A 19,007-nucleotide genomic window follows, 5' to 3' on the forward strand; every position below is an offset into this window, starting at 1 on the left:
TTCCACCGGCTTAATCTCTCACTACCATCCCTTTGATCCATCAACAAAATGGCTGCCCCGTGGCGCCGTCAATATATGGTTAATATTTCCCTCGTTGTGGCCCGGCGGCCACGGGGGTGCTTGGCAGCTGCCGGGCCGGTGGCCCATAGTGGGGAAAGTCCAGTGAATCGTCGTTCAGCTCCGGCCCGTGGCCGGGTCCGCCCAGCGACGAAAAACCCGATGTTTTGAAGGAGTTACCCATGTCCGATGCCATCAAGGTCGGCTTTGTTCCGCTGTCCGCTGCCGCCCGTGGCATCCTGGGCGTGTTCTGCGACGACACTTTGAAGCTCGGTCCGGCGACGGCCAAGGCACTCGGCGGTGCCACCGAGCTGGTCAAGCGGGCGGCCTCCGCCGCCGGCTTCAAGGGCAAAAGCGGCGCCGCGCTGGACGTCCTGGCACCGGAGGGGCTGAAGGCCACCCGCCTGGTCGTGATCGGCGCCGGCAAGGCGGCGAGCCTGAAGGCGAACGACTTCCTCAAATTCGGCGGCGTGGCGGCGAGCAAGCTTTCGGCCGCGGCCGCAGCCATGACCATCATCGCGGAACTCCCCGATGGCGCGATGACCAGCGAGCAGGCGGTTGCGATCGCCTCGGGCCTGCGGCTGCGCGCCTACAAGTTCGATCGCTACAAGACGAAAAAGAAAGACGGCGAGGAGAGCGGCTTGCGCGCCGACGTCTCTCTTGCGGTGGGCGATGCCACCGCGGCGAAGAAGGCGTTTGCTTCGGCCGGCCATGTCGTCGACGGCGTGATCATCGCGCGCGACCTCGTCAACGAGCCGCCGAACGTGCTCTTCCCCGAGGAGTTCGCACGCCGCGCCAGTCAGCTCCGCAAGCTCGGCGTCAAGGTCGAGGTGCTCGACGTCAAGGCGATGGACAAGCTCGGCATGGGCGCGCTGCTCGGCGTCGGCCAGGGCTCGGCGCGGCCGAGCCGCACCGTGATCATGCGCTGGGACGGCGGCAAGAAGGGCGAGGCGCCGGTCGCCTTTGTCGGCAAGGGCGTCTGCTTCGACACCGGCGGCATTTCGATCAAGCCGGCCGGCAGCATGGAGGACATGAAGGGCGACATGGGCGGGGCCGCCTGCGTCGTCGGCCTGATGCATGCGCTCGCCGCGCGTAAGGCCAAGGCCAACGTGGTCGGCGCCATCGGCCTCGTGGAGAACATGCCCGACGGCAATGCGCAGCGGCCGGGCGACATCGTCACCTCGATGTCGGGCCAGACCATCGAGATTATCAACACCGACGCCGAAGGCCGCCTCGTGCTGGCCGACGTGCTCTGGTACGTCGCGAAAAAGACCAAGCCGAAATTCATGGTGGATCTGGCGACGCTGACCGGCGCGATCATGGTCGCGCTCGGCACCGAGCATGCCGGCATGTTCTCCAACAATGACGAGCTCGCCGACCGTCTGCTCGCGGCCGGCATCGAGAGCGGGGAGAAGGTCTGGCGCATGCCGCTCGGCCCCGAATACGACAAGCTGATCGATTCCCAGTTCGCCGACATGAAGAACACCGGCGGCCGCCATGGCGGCTCGATCACCGCGGCGCAGTTCCTCCAGCGCTTCGTCGACGGCACGCCCTGGGCGCATCTCGACATCGCCGGCACCGCGATGGGGGCGCCGAAGACCGACATCAACCAGAGCTGGGGAAGCGGCTACGGTGTCCGTTTGCTCGACCGTCTGGTCGCCGACCATTACGAGCGCAAATGATCTGAGATGACTGAAGTCCTTTTCTACCATCTGCAAAACATGACGGTGGAGAACGTGTTGCCGCCGCTTCTCGAGAAATCGCTCGAGCGCGGCTGGCGCGTCGTGGTGCAGTCGACCTCGCCGGAGCGCGCCGACGCGCTCGACGCGCATCTATGGACCTATCGCGACGATTCCTTCCTGCCACACGCAACATGGCGGGTGAACGATGCCGCCGATCAGCCGATCGTGCTGGCGATCGAGGAGGACAATCCCAACGGCGCCAATGTCCGCTTCCTGGTCGACAACGCCGCGCTGCCGCAGGACGCGCAGGGTTATGAGCGCATGGTGCTGCTGTTCAACGGCGACGATCCGGACGCGCTGGCGTTTGCCCGGAGCGCCTGGACGGATTGCAAGGCGCGGGGATTTGATGTCACCTATTGGCAGGCCGACGAACGGGGCCGTTGGCAGCGCCGGAATTAGCGGTCGTTCGCAATTAATGATAATTTGCACTTTTCAGGCGATGCTGGCTTTTGTCACCTTCGTGCCGCAAAGTGATGTTGGGACAATCGCTTAGGGCCGGTCCTTCATGCGGGGAATTTAGTTTATCGTGCGACATCAAAAGCTTCCCAGCTCGCTCATAGTTGCGTTGGCTGCCGTAGCACCGCTGCTCGCGGGCTGCTCGGGGACCGATCTGTTGTCCAAGGATGCCCAGTGGTTCAACACGCCGAGCCGCCTGTTCATCAAGAGCATCTCAATCGAATCGCCGCCATTGACCCCCGACAAGCCCGTGACGGCCGAGGATCTGGTCAGCGCCGACGGCGCCTGTCCCGGCATGACGCCGCCCCCCGGGCCGGCTGACGCCAATGCTTCGACGACGGCGCCGGCGCCCATGGGCGGCACGGTCGCGCTCGGTCACACCGAATGCGATGTGGTGCGCGGCATCGGCGCGCCCTCGACGGTCAACCTCTCCAGTGATGCGGCCGGCCGGCGCGTTGCCGTGGTGACCTGGAGCACCGGTCCGCGCGCGGGCATCTACACCTTCACGTCCGGCCGTCTGTCCTCGATCGAGGGCACGCCGGAAGCGCCTGTCATGCCGAAGGCGACCAAGCCGAAGCCGAAGAAGAAGTCGGCGTAAGGCGAACTCTCGCGTCCCGGACGCGCTGCAGCGCCATCAGCGCGTCCACGCGCGTCTTCGACGCGCTATGTGCTGCCGCGCAGAGCCGGGACCAGGTCTCTCTCGATCAAGTCTCTCTCGATCACGAGCCCCGGCTCAGCAGCGCACCACTATCGTGTTGCGCTGTGTCCGGGGGCACGAGAGCAACGATCTAATTCGCCATCTCATCAAAACGAATGCGTCGTCGCTTCGAGCTGTTGCTTCTGCGCGCGCATCAATGTGTCGGTGGGATTCGCGCGCCTTCGAAAGTCACGCTGCCGTTATACGTGATCGGCAATTCGTGATGTGAGAGCGTTTGCATCCGTTGTCGAAACCAGCCCGGAGGAAAACTGGAGGAAATCTCCAGAATAATCACGCGCGTCTAAAGCAGCGCTTCAAGTAAGACATCCGCACCACTGCTACGCATCGAGGGGAGGGGCTAGATCGATCGAAGGAATATTTGGATGTCTACTACCTCTATTTTCTCCCCGGTTACGGGCCAGCTCACCATTTTCGGCGACAGCGCCAATAACGGCGTCGTGATCAGCCGCGACAAGTCGGGCCGCATTCTCATCAATAACGGGCAGGTGAAGACGATCGGTGGCGACCCCACTGTCGCCAACACCAACGAGATCGACGTCTTCGGTCAGGGCGGCGACGACACGATCACCGTCAACGAATCCAACGGCCCGATGCCCGCGGTGCACATTTTCGGCGGCGACGGCAATGACAGGATCACGGGCGGCTCCGGTGCCGATTTGCTTTTTGGACAGGCCGGCGACGATACGATCAAGGGCGGCGGCGGCAACGATCTGCTGTTCGGCGGCGCGGGCAACGACACGCTGGACGGCGGCAGCGGCGACAACCAGTTGTTCGGCGAAGCCGGCGACGACCTCATGATCTGGAATCCGGGGGGCGGCACCAACCTGTTCGAGGGCGGTGACGGCAACGACACCGCGCAGATCAACGGAAGCAATGACCCGGAGACGTTCACGATCACGGCGAACGGCACGCGCGTGCGATTCGACGGGACGGGCGCCGCGCCATTTTCGCTCGACATCGGCACGACGGAGAATCTCGTGCTGCACGCCGGCGGCGGCGACGACGTCATTACCGCAAGCAATGGGCTCGCCAGCCTGATCTCGCTGACGCTCGACGGCGGCGCTGGCAACGACAGGATCACCGGCGGCGACGGCAACGACCTCCTGATCGGCGGCAGCGGCGACGACATCGTCAATGGCGGACGCGGCAACGACATCGCGCAATTAGGGACGGGCGACGACACCTTCATCTGGAATCCCGGCGACGGCAGCGCCACGGTCGAAGGCGGATCGGGCAACGACAAGCTGCTGTTCAACGGAGCCAACATCAACGAGGCCATCAATATCTCGGGCAATGGCGGCCGGGTGCGCTTCACCCGCGACGTCGCCAACATCACGATGGACCTCAACAGCATCGAGCAGATCGAATTCGATGCACGCGGCGGCGCCGACAACATCACCGTCGGCGATCTCTCCGGGACCGGCGTCAAGCAGGTGCTGGTCGATCTCGGAGCCGTTCCCGGCGGCACGCAAGGCGACGGCGCGGCCGACACGGTGACCGTCAACGGCACCAACGGCGGCCAGCACATCGAGGTCACGTCCAACGGGACGACCGTGACGGTGACGGGCCTGCCCGAAGTCGTGACGATCGCGAATGCGGAAGCTGCCAACGACCGGCTGGTGATCCAGGCGCTCGGCGGCAACGACGTCATCGACGCATCGCTACTTGCTGCGGCGATTGGGCTGACCATCGACAGCGGCGCGGGCAACGATACCATCACCGGCAGTCAGGGTGCCGACACCCTGATCGGCGGCGACGGAAACGATAAGGTCACCGGTGGCCGCGGCAACGACGTCGCTCTTCTCGGCGCAGGCGACGACCTCTTCACGTGGAATCCCGGTGATGGTAGCGACACCGTCGAAGGTGGCGCGGGAACGGATACGCTGGTGTTCAACGGCTCCAACGTCGCCGAGAACATGTCGATCTCGGCGAATGGCGGCCGCGCGCTTCTCACTCGCGACGTCGGTGCCATCACGATGGATCTCAACGGCGTCGAGCATGTGCAGATCGCTGCCGCCGGCGGCGCCGACAACATCACCGTCAACGATCTCTCCGGCACCGGCGTCACGCAGGTGGCGATCGACCTCAGTGCCGGCCCCGGCAGCCAGAGTGGTGACGGTGCGGCAGATCGTGTGACCGTGAACGGCACCGCAGGCGATGACAACATCTCGGTGACGACCTCCGGCGGATCGATCGTTGTCAACGGCCTTGCGGCGCAGGTGACCATCGCTCACGCCGACGCCGGTGACGTCCTGACCGTCAACGGCGGAGGCGGTAACGACGTCATCAATGCCTCGTCCATCAAGGCGGGGCAGCCGTTCAGCCTCAACATCAACGGCGGCGACGGCAACGACACCATCACCGGCAGTGCCGGCAATGACATCGTGAACGGCGGCCGTGGCAACGACGTTGCTAATCTCGGCGCCGGCGATGATACCTTCGTCTGGAATCCCGGCGACGGCAGCGACATTGTCGAAAGGCGGCAAGGGCACCGATACGCTGCTGTTCAACGGCGCCAACATCAACGAGAACATCAACATCTCGGCCAATGGCGGCCGGGTGCTGTTCACCCGCGATGTTGCTGCCATCGCGATGGACCTGAACGGCATCGAGCATATCAACTTCAACGCCCTCGGTGGTGCCGACAACATCACGGTCGGCGACCTCTCCGGGACCGGCGTGAATCAGGTCAACCTCGACCTCGGCGCCAATGACGGCGCCGCAGATACGGTGACGATCAACGGAACCAGCGGCAGCGACGTCATCACGGTGACCGAGCACGACGGCATCATTACGGTGTCAGGGCTTGGCCAGGACATCAACATTACCGATGCCGGCACGGGCGACAGGATCGTGATCAACGGCCTCGATGGCGACGACGTCATCACGGCCTCCGGTCTGCACGGCGGCATCCAGCTCGTCGCCAATGGCGGCAATGGCGATGACGTCCTGATCGGCAGCCCCGGCAACGACACGCTCGCGGGCGGCGCGGGTGACGACGTGCTGATCGGCGGCGGCGGACAGGACGTCCTCGACGGTGGCCCCGGCAACAACGTCGTCATCAACGGGGGCGGGGCGATGGCGGCCGCGATGCTGCTCAACCAGGCCATGGCGGCGAACCTTATCCCGGCAGGTGACGGTCACGGCGAGATGCCATTGCCCGATCCGCACGCGGCACAGAGCCAGACCCTCGCACCGCCGCAACACGCCTGACATTAGGCTCCGGCCCGGAGAACGCCCATGACCACGAACGCGGTCTCGACCGATACGGGGTTGGACGCGCTGCTCACCCTGCTGCATTTGCAGGGTGTTGCGGCCGACCGCGACCAGCTCAGGCACCGGACCGGAACGGCTATCTTTGGCGCAGCGGAGATCATCCGCTGCGCCAAATCTCTCGGCCTCAAGGCACGAACCTATCGAACGCAGTGGAGTCGTCTTTCGGGCAGCCCGCTGCCGGCGATCGCGATGCTGCGCGACGGCAGCTTCATGGTCATCGCGAAAGCCTCCGCCGACAAGGTGCTGGTGCAATCGCCGCAGGCACAGCGCCCGGTGTTGATGGAGCGCGACGAGCTGTGCGCGATCTGGGACGGCGGACTGATCCTGATGGCCCGGCGCGCCGGGCTATCAGACCTCGGGCGCCATTTCGATATCACCTGGTTCATCGCCGCGATCGGCAAATACCGGCGGCTGTTCGGCGAGGTGCTGGCCGCCTCGTTCTTCCTCCAGCTCTTCGCGCTGGTCTCACCGCTGTTCTTCCAGGTCGTGATCGACAAGGTGCTGGTCCACCGCTCGCTGTCCACGCTCGACGTGCTCGTCGTTGGCCTAGTCGTCGTCTCGCTGTTCGACACGGTGCTGGGTATCCTGCGCAATTATCTGTTTGCGCATACGACCAATCGCATCGACGTGGAGCTGGGGGCGCGGCTGTTCCATCACCTTCTGGCATTGCCGATGGCATGGTTTCAGGCGCGGCGCGTCGGTGATTCCGTGGCCCGGGTTCGCGAGCTCGAGAACATCCGCAACTTCATCACCTCATCGTCGCTGACGCTGCTCATCGACCTGTTCTTTACCTCGGTATTCCTGGCGGTGATGTTCGCCTATTCGCCGCTGATGAGCTGCATCGTGCTGGCATCGTTTCCGTTCTACATCGCGATCTCAGCGGTGGCGACGCCGCTGTTTCGGCGCAGGCTGGACGAGAAATTCCGCCGCGGCGCCGAGAACCAGGCCTTCCTCGTCGAAAGCGTCAGCGGCATCGAGACGCTGAAGGCGATGGCGGTCGAGCCGCAGATGCAGCGCCGGTGGGAAGAGCAGCTGGCCGGCTATGTCTCGGCGAGCTTCGGCGTCACCAGCCTCGGCAACACCGCAAGCCAGCTCGTCCAGTTCGTCAGCAAGGTCGTGACCGCCGCCATTCTCTATGTCGGCGCGCGCCTCGTGATCGGCGACGCATTGACCGTCGGCGAGCTCGTGGCCTTCAACATTTTTGCGGGGCGCGTTTCGGCGCCCGTGCTGCGGCTGGCCCAGGTCTGGCAGGATTTTCATCAGGCGCGGCTCTCGATCGCGCGGCTTGGCGACATCCTCAACAGCGCGGCAGAGCCGGCTTATTCGGCGGCGCGTGCGGGGCTGCCGCCGATCCGGGGCAATATCCGGTTCGAGCACGTGTCGTTCCGCTACCGGCTCGATGGGCCGGAAATCCTGCATGACGTCTCGTTCGATGTTCCGGCCGGGCAAACCGTCGGCATCGTCGGGTCGTCGGGCTCGGGCAAGAGCACGTTCGCCAAGCTGGTGCAGCGGCTCTACGTTCCGCAAGGCGGCCGCGTGCTGATCGACGGAATGGATCTGGTGATGACCGATCCGGCCTGGCTCCGCCGCCAGATCGGCGTGGTGCTCCAGGACAACATGCTGTTCAACCGCTCGGTGCGCGACAACATCGCGCTGGCCGATCCGACCCTGCCGATGGACCGCGTCATGGACGCAGCAAAACTTGCTGGCGCGCATGATTTCATTCTGGAGCTTCCCGAAGGCTACGACACTGTCGTCGGCGAGCGCGGCTCGACGCTCTCGGGCGGGCAGCGCCAGCGCATCGCGATCGCCCGCGCATTGGTGACCAATCCCCGCATCCTGATCTTCGATGAAGCGACCAGCGCGCTCGACTATGAAAGCGAGCGGATCATCCATGAGAACATGAAGGAGATCGCGAGGGGCCGCACCGTTCTGATCATCGCGCATCGGCTGTCCACCGTTCGCGGCGCCGATCGCATCTTCACGCTGGAGCGCGGCCGTCTGGTCGAGGACGGCACGCATGACGCGTTGATCAAGACCGGTGGCCGATACGCGGCCCTGCATCGTCTCCAGGGAGGGATCTATGAGGTCGGCTAGCGCGGTGCCGGCCCCGCGGCCGGAGCAGACCGTCGTTCCCTTCCAGAAAGCGAAGGGGCGGCGCACTGAAGAGATCGCCTTCCTGCCCGCTGCGCTGGAGATTGCCGAGGCGCCACCGTCACCGATCGGCCGGGCCATCGCGATCGCCCTGATGCTCCTTGTCTGCGCGGCACTCGCGTGGTCGGCATGGGGCACGATCGACATCGTGGCGTCCGCAACCGGGAAGGTGGTGTCGAGCGGGCGAAGCAAGGTGGTCCAGCCGTTCGAGACCGGGGTCGTGCGCGCCATCCACGTGCAGGACGGGCAGGCGGTCAAATCGGGCGACGTGCTGATCGAGCTCGATCCGACCGTGAATGCCGCGGAGCGCGATCACCTGCATGACGATCTCATGGCCGAACGGCTCAATATGGCGCGTCTCCGCGCCGCATTGGCAAGCGGCGAAGATGCCTCCACCGATCTCGTCCCGCCTGCGGATGCCGATCCCTCGCTGGTCGCGACACAGCGGCAGCTTCTTGCCAATCAGGTCAGCGAGCATCGCGCCAAATTGGCGTCGCTTGCGCGCCAGCAGGCGCAGAAGGAGGCCGAGCATCAGACCATTGCGGCGACGATCCACAAGCTGGATGCGTTGCTCCCCGTCACCCAGCAGCGCGTCGATATCCGCAAGATTCTGATGGAGAAGGAAATCGGCTCGAAGCTGACCTATTACGAGACCCTTCAGCTCCAGATCGAGCAGCAGGAGGAGCTTCGCGTCCAGAGCAGCCATCTGAAGGAAGCCGAGGCAGCCGTCGCCGCGATCCGGGAGACCCGCACCCAGGCCGTGGCGGAGTATCGCAAGAGCCTCTCCGACGAGCTCGCCAAGAGCGAGCAGAAAGCCAATGGCGTCGCGCGGGATCTGATCAAGGCGCAGCAGCGGACCCAGCTCCAGCGGCTGACCTCGCCGGTCGACGGCGTGGTGCAGCAGCTTGCGGTCCACACCGTGGGCGGCGTGGTCACGCCCGCGCAATCGCTGCTCGTGATCGTGCCGTCAGATACGCGGCTCGAGGTGGAGGCGATGATCTCCAACCGCGACATCGGATTCGTCGAGGCCGGGCAGGACGCCGCCGTCAAGATCGACACCTTCAACTTCACCCGCTACGGCCTGCTGGAGGGACGGGTGCTAAGCGTCTCGCAGGACGCCATCATCCGCGACCGTCCGCCGGGAAGCGACCGCGCGCTCGGGACGCAGCGCGACAGCAGCGAGCCCAACGGGCAGGAGCTGAGCTACAGCGCACGCATCTCGCTCGATCGCACCCAGATGCAGGTGGACGATCGCCTCGTCAGCCTGTCACCAGGAATGGCCGTGACGGTGGAGATCAGGACCGGCTCGCGCACCATTTTGAGCTACCTGTTGTCTCCGCTTCAGCGCTACCGACAGGAGATCATGCGGGAGCGGTAGATCCCATTTTGCTCCAGCGGAGCCGTATCACGCCTGCCCACCATTCGTCTCGCCGGCGACGTCGCCATTCTCGGCGCGGATCATCGTGATTGCGACACTTTTGCAGAGGTCGCTTTCCTGATGGCCGTGCGGCCGGGGATGCGCTTTTATGGCGCGATAAAGAATCTTGGAGGGAACATGCGTTTCATCACGATCGTGTCGGCTCTGCTTCTGTCGCTCGGCGCGGCGGTCGCCCAGGACTATCCGTCCAGGCCCATCACCGTGCTGGTGCCGTACGCCGCGGGTGGACCGACGGACACCATCGCGCGCCTGACCGCAGCAAGCATGGCGAAATCCCTCGGGCAGCAGATCATCGTCGAGAACGCGACCGGCGCCGGCGGCACGATCGGCACGACGCGCGCCGCGCGCGCCCAGCCGGACGGCTACACGCTGCTGGTCCATCATGTCGGCATTTCGACCGCGGCCACGCTGTATCGCAACCTGAGCTACGACACGAAGACGGCCTTTGCGCCGATCGGGCTCGTGACCAATGCGCCGATGACCATCATCGCGCGTCCGGACTTCCCGGCCGACACGCTCAAGGAACTGGTCGCCTACGCCCAGCAGCAGGGCGACAAGCTGACTTACGCCAATGCCGGGTTAGGTGCGGCATCGCATCTGTGCGGCATGCTGTTCATGACGGCGATCCAGAAGCAGCTCACCACGGTGCCCTACAAGGGCAATGGGCCGATCATGAACGATCTGCTCGGCAAGCAGATCGATCTCACCTGCGACCAGGCGACGAACACGACCGGACCGATCACGGCCAAGCAGGTCAAGGCCTACGCGGTCACCACAAAAGAGCGGCTGAAGAGCCTGCCCGATCTGCCGACCGCCGACGAGGCCGGCCTCAAGGGGTTCGAGCTCGGCGTCTGGCACGGCCTCTATGCCCCTAAGGGCACGCCGCCCGCGGTCGTTCAGAAGCTGACTGCGGCGCTCCAAGCCGCGCTCAGGGATCCCGCGTTGATCGCCCGGTTCAACGACATCAACACCGAGCCGGTCCCGCAGGACAAGGCGACGCCGGAGGCGCTCGGGGCGATGCTGACCAGCGAAGTCGACCGCTGGGCGCCGATCATCAAGGCGGCGGGGCAGTATGCCGATTGAGTAAGGGGCCAACTACTCAGTGGCTTGCAGGCAGGTAATATGTTACCCGTACTGTACATGGGGTTGTTTTCGAGGTTTTGAGTCTAGCCCGCCGCTTCGTCGAACTGCGTGCTCGCCTCCAGCCACTGTTCCTCCGCACGCGCCAGCGCGTCGGCGGCGTTGGCGCGCGCCTTCGACAGTTGCGCTGCCTGCTTGGGATCCCGGGTGAAGATGTCGGGCAGGGCGAGCGCAGTGTCGATCTTGGTGATGATCTCGCTGACGCGGGCGATCTCGCTCTCGGCTTCCGCGATGCGCTTCTTCAGCGAACCGCGATTGTCCGATCTCGGGCGCTGCGGCTTCTCGCTCGCGGCGCTACGCTCGCGCGGGGCGGGCTCGCCGTTGCGCGCCGACAGCACCAGGCGGCGATACTCGTCGAGGTCGCCGTCGTAATTGGTCACGGTCCTGTCGGCGACGATCCAGAGTTGGTCGGCGCAGGACTCAATCAGATAGCGGTCGTGCGAAACCATGATGACGGCGCCGGGGAATTCGTTGATCGCCTCCGCAAGCGCCGCGCGGCTGTCGATGTCGAGATGGTTGGTCGGCTCGTCGAGGATGATCATGTTGGGGCCGAAGAAGGTCGCCAGCCCCAGCAGCAAGCGCGCCTTCTCGCCGCCAGACAATTTCCCGACCTTGGTATCGGCCGCCTTGCCGGAGAATCCGATGGCGCCGGCGCGTGCGCGCACTTTGGCCTCGGGCGCTTCACCCATAAGCTTGCGGACGTGGTCGTAGGTCGAGGCATCCTCGTTCAATTCGTCGAGCTGGTGCTGGGCGAAATAGGCAATCGAGAGCTTGTCGGCACGCGTCACCTTGCCCGAGAACGGTGCGAGGCGGCCCGCGAGCAGTTTCACCAGCGTCGACTTGCCGTTGCCGTTGGAACCAAGGAGCGCGATGCGGTCGTCATTGTCGACGCGCAAGGTGACGCGGTTAAGCACGGGCGTGTTCGGATCGTAGCCGACCACGACGTTGTCGGCGGCGATGATCGGCGGCGACAGGATTTTCTCCGGCGCGGGAAAGCTGATCTCGCGCACGTCCTGGGTGACCAGCGCCGTGATCGGCTTCAGCCGCTCCAGCATCTTCACGCGGGACTGCGCCTGGCGCGCTTTCGAGGCCTTGGCCTTGAAGCGGTCGACGAAGGCCTGCAGACGGGCGCGTTCGGCCTCCTGGCGCTTGACCGCCTTGGCATCGAGCAGCTCGCGCGCCGCGCGCTGCTCCTCGAAGGAGGAATAGGTGGCCTTGTAGAGCGAGAGCTTGCCGCGCTCCAGATGCAGGATCTGGTCGACCGAGCTTTCCAGCAGGTCGCGGTCATGGCTGATCACGATCACCGTGCGCGGATAATGCGCAAGGTGATCCTCGAGCCACAGCGTGCCTTCGAGGTCGAGATAGTTGGTGGGCTCGTCGAGCAGCAGGAGGTCTGGGGCGGCGAACAGCGTGGCTGCGAGCGCGACGCGCATGCGCCAGCCGCCGGAGAATTCGGCGCAGGGGCGAAGCTGGTCGGTGGCGGAGAAGCCGAGGCCGGAGAGGATCGCGGCCGCGCGGCTCGGCGCCGAATGGGCGTCGATGTCGACGAGGCGGGTCTGGATCTCGGCGATCCGGTGCGGGTCGGTCGCGCTCTCCGCTTCGTGAAGCAGCGCGTCGCGTTCGAGGTCGGCCTTGAGCACGACGGAGATCAGGCTTTCGGGCCCGTTCGGGGCTTCCTGCGCGAGGCTGCCGACGCGCCAGCGTGGCGGCAGGGTGACCGTGCCGTGCTCGGCCGCCAGTTCGCCGCGGATCACCTTGAACAGGGTCGACTTGCCGGTGCCGTTGCGCCCGACCATGCCGACGCGCGCGCCCGGCGTGATCTGCACGGAACTCTGGTCAATCAGAAGGCGTCCGGCAAGGCGGATGGAGAGGTCGGTGATAGCAAGCATGCGGCCTTGTCACCGCAAGGCGCGTCGAACGCAACCCGTTTTTGCGTGAGCCTCGCGTCAGTGCGAATCGCGGTCGCGCTGCTTCAACTCGTCGAGGAGCTGTTCGAGATGCGTCGGGAGCCGTGGTTCGGGGCGCAGGCTCTGCTGAAGCCGCTCGCCCACGGCATCGCAAATCGAGCGGCTGGTGCGCCGGTCGATCTGTTCGCTGTCATTGGCGAAAAGGCCAGCCATTGTGGGGTTCCGTGTTCTCAAAGTGATGACACGGTACCAAGTCCTTGGCCCCCCAAATGGTTTCGCCGCTTGCGGAGATTGCCCGGCTCTCTAGTAAAAATTGCATGAAGCCGGGCAATAGCCGCCGAAATACGAAGCCCCGACGCAGGGGAACGCCGGGGCTTCGCTTGGAAGGTACCTGGGGGGCCTAGGTACCTCAGGAAGGTGCTGTCGGGCTCAGTAGCAGCGGTTGATCAGCCGCCAGCGGGGTCCCCAGGGGGTCGGGACCAGCCGGCGCACGTAGCAGCCGCCACAACCGTAGGAGACGGGGCCGCCGGCATAGAAGCGCGGTCCACCCCAGCCGTGATGCCAGCCACCGCCGCCGCCGTGCCAGCCCCAGCCGCCATGCCAGTGAGCGGAGGCGGAGGTCGGCGCCAGCGCGGCACCCAGCGCAACCGCGGCGACAGCGGCAAGCGAAAGTTTCCTCAACATGGTGATCTCCTAAAGACTGCCGGCGCGGGGCTATCGCGTCGATGGAAAGGCCGCCGAAACGGTCCGCTTGATGATCAGGCTTTGGTTTCGATAGGTCCAACCTTACGCCTGCGAGGCTGAACCAAGCCCTGAACGGAGCCTTCAGATTGGGTTCATCTGGGTGAAATCTCGGTAATCCATGACTAGATCCGGCGGGGCAGCCTGCGGCGAAGCGTCCGGGGGCGGTTTTGGCGGTCGCTTGCCGTCCGGCAAAGGCGCCGATATAAGCCCGGCAACTCCGAACCACCGCTTTCTTCTCAAGGACAAGATTATGGCCATCGAACGCACTTTCTCGATCATCAAGCCCGATGCGACCGCGCGTAACCTGACCGGTGCGGTCAACGCCGTGATCGAGAAGGCGGGCCTGCGCATCGTCGCGCAGAAGCGCATCCGCATGACCAAGGAACAGGCCGAGACCTTCTATGCCGTGCACAAGGCGCGCCCGTTCTTCGGCGAACTCGTCGAGTTCATGACCTCGGGCCCCGTGGTGGTCCAGGTGCTGGAAGCCGAGGGCGCCATTGCCAAGTACCGCGACGCGATGGGTGCGACCGATCCGTCCAAGGCCGCCGACGGTACCATCCGCAAGCTCTACGCAAAGTCGATCGGCGAGAATTCCGCTCACGGCTCGGATGCGCCGGAGACCGCCGCGATCGAAATCGCGCAGTTCTTCTCGGGCAACGAGATCGTCGGCTGATCAGCCGATAGGTTAATATCGACGGGGCGAAAGGACGTATTGTGAACTGGCTCTGGCAGATCTTCGATCCCGCTACGATCGGGGCATTCTTCACCCAGTTTCGCAACGAGATGGCCGAACCGACCTTCTGGGTTGCGGTTGCCAAGATCATCTGGATCAACATCCTGCTCTCCGGAGACAACGCGCTGGTGATCGCGCTCGCCTGTCGCGGCCTCAAGCCTCGGCACCGGCTGTGGGGCATGATCTTCGGCGCCGGCGCAGCCGTGCTGCTGCGGATCATCTTCACCGGCATCGTCGCGAGCCTGATGGAGCTGCCGTACCTCAAGCTCGTCGGCGGTCTCGCGCTGATCGTGATCGCGGCGAAGCTCCTGGTGCCGGAGAACGAGGACGAGGAGGGCGTCGAGTCCGCCTCGCATCTGTGGCAGGCGGTGCAGATCGTCGTCGTCGCCGACATCGTCATGAGTCTCGACAACGTCATTGCGGTCGCCGCCGCCGCCAATGGCAGCGTGCCGCTGCTGATCCTCGGCCTCGCGGTCAGCGTGCCGCTGATCGTCGCCGGTGCGGCCCTGATCATGGCGCTGCTGGCAAAGCTGCCGGTCCTGGTCTGGGCGGGTGCAGCACTGCTCGGCTGGATCTCGGGCGAGGTGATCGCGACCGATCCCGGCATCGCGCCGAAGCTGCACACGCTGTTCGACGGCCCGCTCGGTGCCTCGCTGGACAGCATGCTCGGCGCACTTCGCATCCCGCCGCAATTCGCCCACGGCGGCGGAGGCGGCGAATATCTCTGCGCAGCTCTCGGCGTCGTCGTCGTGCTGGTCGTCGGCAGCATCTGGCGCCGGCGCAGCCTGAGCGCCGCCGCGCTGGAGTCCTCAGAGCGTCACGCCAAGGCCTCGGCGGAGTAATCTCCACGGCATGATCTGGTTTTGCTTGCCTCTTCCCGGCGGGGAGAGGTCTTGCGCGCGATCATTCCGACAGAGGTTGCGACAGCAGCCGTCCCCACTGAACCGGTCATCATAGCTCCGCACGCCGGCGAGCTTGCCGTCTCATGGCGGACCCGCGCGTCAGGCGGTCACGCACAATGCGGCCGGGCCCTTCGTGGGTGACCCACAGCGCTCTCAACCTCTGCGCGATTTAGACTTTGACTTATTATAAACTACTGAAAATAAAGGCGTTTTTATTGACTTGGCGGCTCATGCCGCGGCACGTCGCTCCGGTATTTATTCCTGTCAAACCGGAAGCTGTTGAGAGATGTCGTCGAGAGCCACCTGCCGCCCTGTTGCTATTCTTGCCGCTACCGTCAAATCCCATCCGAAGTTCTCCAGACCGACTGCCTTCGTGGCCTCTCTGGTCTCCATCGCCTTGTTCGGCGACGGCTTTCTTCACCGCACCAGCGCGCAAAGCGCTGCGCCGGAGACCGCGACAGCCTTGCCGGCGATGACCGTCACCGCCGACGTGCCGAAGCAGCGTGCACGCCCGCGTTTGAACCCAAGTCGAAGGGCCGGCCGTCAAAGCGCGCCCGCGAATGAGCGGGCCAGGATGCAGGCGGAAGCGAAGCCCGCTGCCGCAAGGCCCGGCGCACTCCCGCCCTCCTACTCAGGTTGGCAGGTCGCCCGCGGAGGCCAGATCGGTTTGCTGGGCAACAAGGATTTCATGGACACGCCGTTCAACATCACGATTTACACGGCGAAGAAGATCGAAGATCAGCAGGCCAGCACGATAGCCGACGTCGTCAGCAACGACCCTTCGGTCCGTTTCACCGGCCAGACCGGCGGCATTCTCGACTCTTTCTTCATCCGCGGCTTTCCGATCGGCGAGGGGAATGTCGGAGAAATTGCCTTCAACGGTGTCTACGGTGTAGCACCGAACTACCGTGTCTTCACCGACTACGTCGAACGGATCGAGATCATCAAGGGCCCGGCCGCGCTACTTTACGGGATGGCCCCGAACAGCAGCGTCGGAGGCACCATCAATATCGTCCCGAAGCGTGCCTCTGATGTCGATCTCACACGGGTTACGACCGACTACGCGACGAACAGCCAGTTCGGCACGCATCTCGACGTCAGCCGACGGTTCGGCGAGAACCGCGAATTCGGAATCCGCGTCAATGGCAGCTATCACAATGGTGATACGCCGCTGGACAACCAGAACCGGGAGGCGCATGTCGGCGCCGCGGCGTTCGATTATCGCGGTGAGAAATTCAGAGCTTCGCTCGACTTCATCGATCAGGAAGAAAAGTTCGATGCGCCCACGAGACCGTTTCTGGTCGCAACAGGCGTAGCTGTCCCGACCGCGCCGGTCGGGAGGCGCAATGTCACGCAGGCCTGGGAATGGGCCAAGGTTCATGACAACTCGCTGCTGGCGCGCGCCGAATACGATGTGACGGAGTCCGTGACGGTGTTCGCCGACGGCGGTGGCGGCAGGACCCAGGTCGATCGCTTGTTCGGCACGCCGACGATCCTGAACGCGGCCGGCAACACCACGTCGACACCGGGACGCTTCAAATTCGATATCGACCGGAATGTCGCCGACGCCGGTGTGCGCGCCCGGTTTGAGATCGGCGCGATCAGTCACGCCGTGAGTTTCCAGGGCAGCTACTACACGGATCAGATCTCACGGGGCTCTGTGTCTGGGACGCCGGTTCTGTCCAACATCTATGCGCCGATCGCCCGTCCTGAGCAATTCGTTGCTGCTCCCGCGACTGTTCCGAAGCTTTCGGATACCGAACTGACCGGCCTTGCGCTGGCTGACACTTTGTCGGTTTTTCAGGAGCGCCTTCAGCTGACCGTCGGCGTGCGCCAGCAGGGGGTCAAGTCCAACAACTTCAATACCATCACGGGAGCGGTCACGTCCTCCTATGACCAGACGGCGCTCACGCCGATGGTCGGCCTCGTCGTCAAGCCCTGGAGCAACGTTTCGCTCTACACCAACTACATCGAAGGGCTCAGCAAGGGCGACATCGCACCGACGACCGCGAGCAATCAGGGGGAGGTTCTTGCGCCTTACTTCAGCAAGCAGCACGAGGCAGGCGTCAAGGTCGACTTCGGAATGCTGGCCACCACGATCAGCGTGTTCCAGATCACCAAGCCGTCGGGACAATTGGGTATCGACAGGATCTTCCGGGCCGACGCCGAACAGCGCAATCGCGGCCTGGAGTTCACTGTATTCGGAGAGGTGCAGCCGGGCATACGAGTCCTTGGCGGCGTGACGTTGATCGATGCGGAGCTGACAAAGACAAGCACGCCAACCAATCTCGGCAAGACGCCGATCGGTGTGCCTCAGGTGCAGGCAAACCTGTCCGCCGAATGGGACACGCCGTTCGCACCCGGACTGACGCTGATCGCAAACACCATCTATACGGGACACCAATATCTGGATGCGGCGAACACGCAGGTCGTTCCGGCCTGGACGAGGCTCGACCTGGGTGCCCGCTACAACACGCGGATCAATAACCGGCCGGTGACGCTGCGGGCCCTGGTTCAGAACGTGTTCGATACCAATTACTGGGCGGGCGTGGCGAGCTTCTCCGCATTGTCGCAAGGTGCACCGCGAACCCTGCTATTGTCGATGTCGACGGATTTCTGAGGCGGGTCGGCTTTGACGCGCGCGATGGCGATGTTGCCGGCCCCGAACCTCACCGGACGCGCACGGCGCGGGCTTCTGTGGGCTCATCGATGGCTCGGATTGCTCGGCGGCATCGTCGTGGTGCTGATCGGTCTCACGGGAAGCTTCATCGTCTTCTATCGGGAAATCGACGCCGCCCTGAACCCGGCGCTTTACACTCCCGCCGGTCAGGAACGAGAGGCTACGTTGAGCGAGGTGATGCGCGCGGCCGCGGCAGCGGATCCCGCGCCGATTGCCACGATCCTCGCGCCGGATCGGACCTGGCCGGTCTGGGTCGTGATACATGCGCATGAAACTGCGAAAGGCCGCTACCCGAATCGTTGGACGACCATGGTCGATCCTTCGAACGGGAAGGTGCTCGGGCGGCGTGACTACATCAACGCGTTCTCCCTCAAGGTTTATCGTCTTCACTACACGCTGCTGCTCTATGAGTGGTGGGGCAAAGAGCTGGTCGGCGTTGCCGGGTTCATGCTGCTCGGCTTGGCTATGTCAGGCCTCATCTTGTGGTGGCCGAGGCCGGGTCGATTCTGGCGATCGGTGTCGGTCCGCAGGGACGTTTCGCTGCTTCGATTTGTTTTCGACGTCCACGGAACGGCCGGCTTTTGGGCGCTGTTCGCGCTCACGGTGATCTCGATGACCGGCGTCGGGATCATCTTTCCCGACGTCGTGCGTCCCATCGTTGGCCTTGTGTCGCAACCGACAGCCGATCCCTCGCCGCGGATCGAAGCGCCGCCGTCCACGGGGACACCGCGGCTATCACCCGATGCGATCATGCGGAACGCGCAAGCGGCCAAGCCGGGCATGGCGGTTGCCATGCTGAGCCCGCCCACCGAAACGCGCAACACGTGGCGCGTGCAGTTCCGGGCTGAGGGTGCTGATCCCGCGGTACGTGCCCGAGGGGCGATCTGGCTCGATCCATGGAGCGGCGCAGTGGTGCACGATCGCACTTCGGCCGCGATGTCGATGGGGGATAGAGCTGGCCCCGGTTGTTTGGACAGCGCCCCGCTGGATTTAAGTGGATTCCTGCCGGGTTATGCTGAACGCGGGGCTTTACGGTTTTGTCGTTGCGTCGGGAGGGCGT

At 64.5% G+C, this 19,007-nt stretch carries 13 protein-coding genes and 1 pseudogene; 11 read left to right on the forward strand and 3 right to left on the reverse strand.

Annotated elements, in window-relative coordinates; genetic code table 11:
- The first annotated feature begins 239 nt into the window (after window positions 1-239).
- The 7 genes and pseudogenes from QJT78_RS36340 (at window position 240) to QJT78_RS36375 (ending at window position 10,924) form a co-directional block, all read left to right on the forward strand.
- A complete protein-coding gene (locus QJT78_RS36340) occupies window positions 240-1,739 on the forward strand; it encodes a leucyl aminopeptidase (protein ID WP_028147751.1) in 1,500 nt (499 codons plus the stop codon).
- Between the two features lie 6 nt (window positions 1,740-1,745).
- A complete protein-coding gene (locus QJT78_RS36345) occupies window positions 1,746-2,198 on the forward strand; it encodes a DNA polymerase III subunit chi (RefSeq protein WP_014495779.1) in 453 nt (150 codons plus the stop codon).
- A 166-nt stretch (window positions 2,199-2,364) separates the two neighbouring features.
- On the forward strand, window positions 2,365-2,853 hold the full coding sequence (locus QJT78_RS36350) for a hypothetical protein (protein ID WP_028147753.1): 489 nt from the start codon (window positions 2,365-2,367) through the stop codon (window positions 2,851-2,853).
- A gap of 482 nt (window positions 2,854-3,335) precedes the next feature.
- Window positions 3,336-6,186: pseudogene (locus tag QJT78_RS36355) on the forward strand (calcium-binding protein).
- Between the two features lie 27 nt (window positions 6,187-6,213).
- Window positions 6,214-8,346, forward strand: a complete 2,133-nt coding sequence (locus QJT78_RS36365; RefSeq protein WP_038944464.1) for a type I secretion system permease/ATPase — start codon at window positions 6,214-6,216, stop codon at window positions 8,344-8,346.
- Complete coding sequence (locus QJT78_RS36370; protein ID WP_028147755.1) at window positions 8,333-9,781, forward strand: HlyD family type I secretion periplasmic adaptor subunit; 1,449 nt, start codon at window positions 8,333-8,335, stop codon at window positions 9,779-9,781. Before QJT78_RS36365 ends, QJT78_RS36370 begins: the two co-directional genes overlap by 14 nt.
- Window positions 9,782-9,958: 177 nt before the next feature.
- A complete protein-coding gene (locus QJT78_RS36375; protein ID WP_028147756.1) occupies window positions 9,959-10,924 on the forward strand; it encodes a tripartite tricarboxylate transporter substrate-binding protein in 966 nt (321 codons plus the stop codon).
- Between the two features lie 83 nt (window positions 10,925-11,007).
- Here the strand turns inward: QJT78_RS36375 and QJT78_RS36380 are convergent, their stop codons facing one another.
- From QJT78_RS36380 to QJT78_RS36390, 3 genes are all read right to left on the reverse strand, one after another.
- The gene (locus QJT78_RS36380; RefSeq protein WP_038944463.1) at window positions 11,008-12,870 is read right to left on the reverse strand and encodes an ABC-F family ATP-binding cassette domain-containing protein; all 1,863 of its coding nucleotides are present in this window, start codon (window positions 12,868-12,870) and stop codon (window positions 11,008-11,010) included.
- A 57-nt stretch (window positions 12,871-12,927) separates the two neighbouring features.
- The gene (locus tag QJT78_RS36385; RefSeq protein ID WP_166096073.1) at window positions 12,928-13,101 is read right to left on the reverse strand and encodes a hypothetical protein; all 174 of its coding nucleotides are present in this window, start codon (window positions 13,099-13,101) and stop codon (window positions 12,928-12,930) included.
- 216 nt (window positions 13,102-13,317) lie between these two features.
- Window positions 13,318-13,572, reverse strand: a complete 255-nt coding sequence (locus tag QJT78_RS36390) for a sulfur globule protein precursor (RefSeq protein ID WP_281460449.1) — start codon at window positions 13,570-13,572, stop codon at window positions 13,318-13,320.
- Between the two features lie 310 nt (window positions 13,573-13,882).
- Between QJT78_RS36390 and ndk the strand changes: the two genes are divergently transcribed.
- From ndk to QJT78_RS36410, 4 genes are all read left to right on the forward strand, one after another.
- Window positions 13,883-14,305: a nucleoside-diphosphate kinase gene (gene ndk, locus QJT78_RS36395; protein ID WP_027535388.1), complete on the forward strand. Its 423-nt coding sequence runs from the start codon at window positions 13,883-13,885 to the stop codon at window positions 14,303-14,305.
- 41 nt (window positions 14,306-14,346) lie between these two features.
- Window positions 14,347-15,207 carry a TerC family protein gene (locus QJT78_RS36400; RefSeq protein WP_028147758.1) on the forward strand — a complete coding sequence of 287 codons (861 nt, stop codon included), beginning with the start codon at window positions 14,347-14,349 and terminating at the stop codon, window positions 15,205-15,207.
- Between the two features lie 634 nt (window positions 15,208-15,841).
- Window positions 15,842-17,887: a TonB-dependent siderophore receptor gene (locus QJT78_RS36405; RefSeq protein WP_080586728.1), complete on the forward strand. Its 2,046-nt coding sequence runs from the start codon at window positions 15,842-15,844 to the stop codon at window positions 17,885-17,887.
- 12 nt (window positions 17,888-17,899) lie between these two features.
- A partial coding sequence (locus tag QJT78_RS36410; protein WP_281460450.1) for a PepSY-associated TM helix domain-containing protein occupies window positions 17,900-19,007 on the forward strand: 1,108 nt, incomplete at its 3' end.

Origin of the sequence: Bradyrhizobium sp. Mp27 (genome assembly GCF_029953005.1) — a bacterium.
Classification (GTDB): domain Bacteria; phylum Pseudomonadota; class Alphaproteobacteria; order Rhizobiales; family Xanthobacteraceae; genus Bradyrhizobium; species Bradyrhizobium barranii.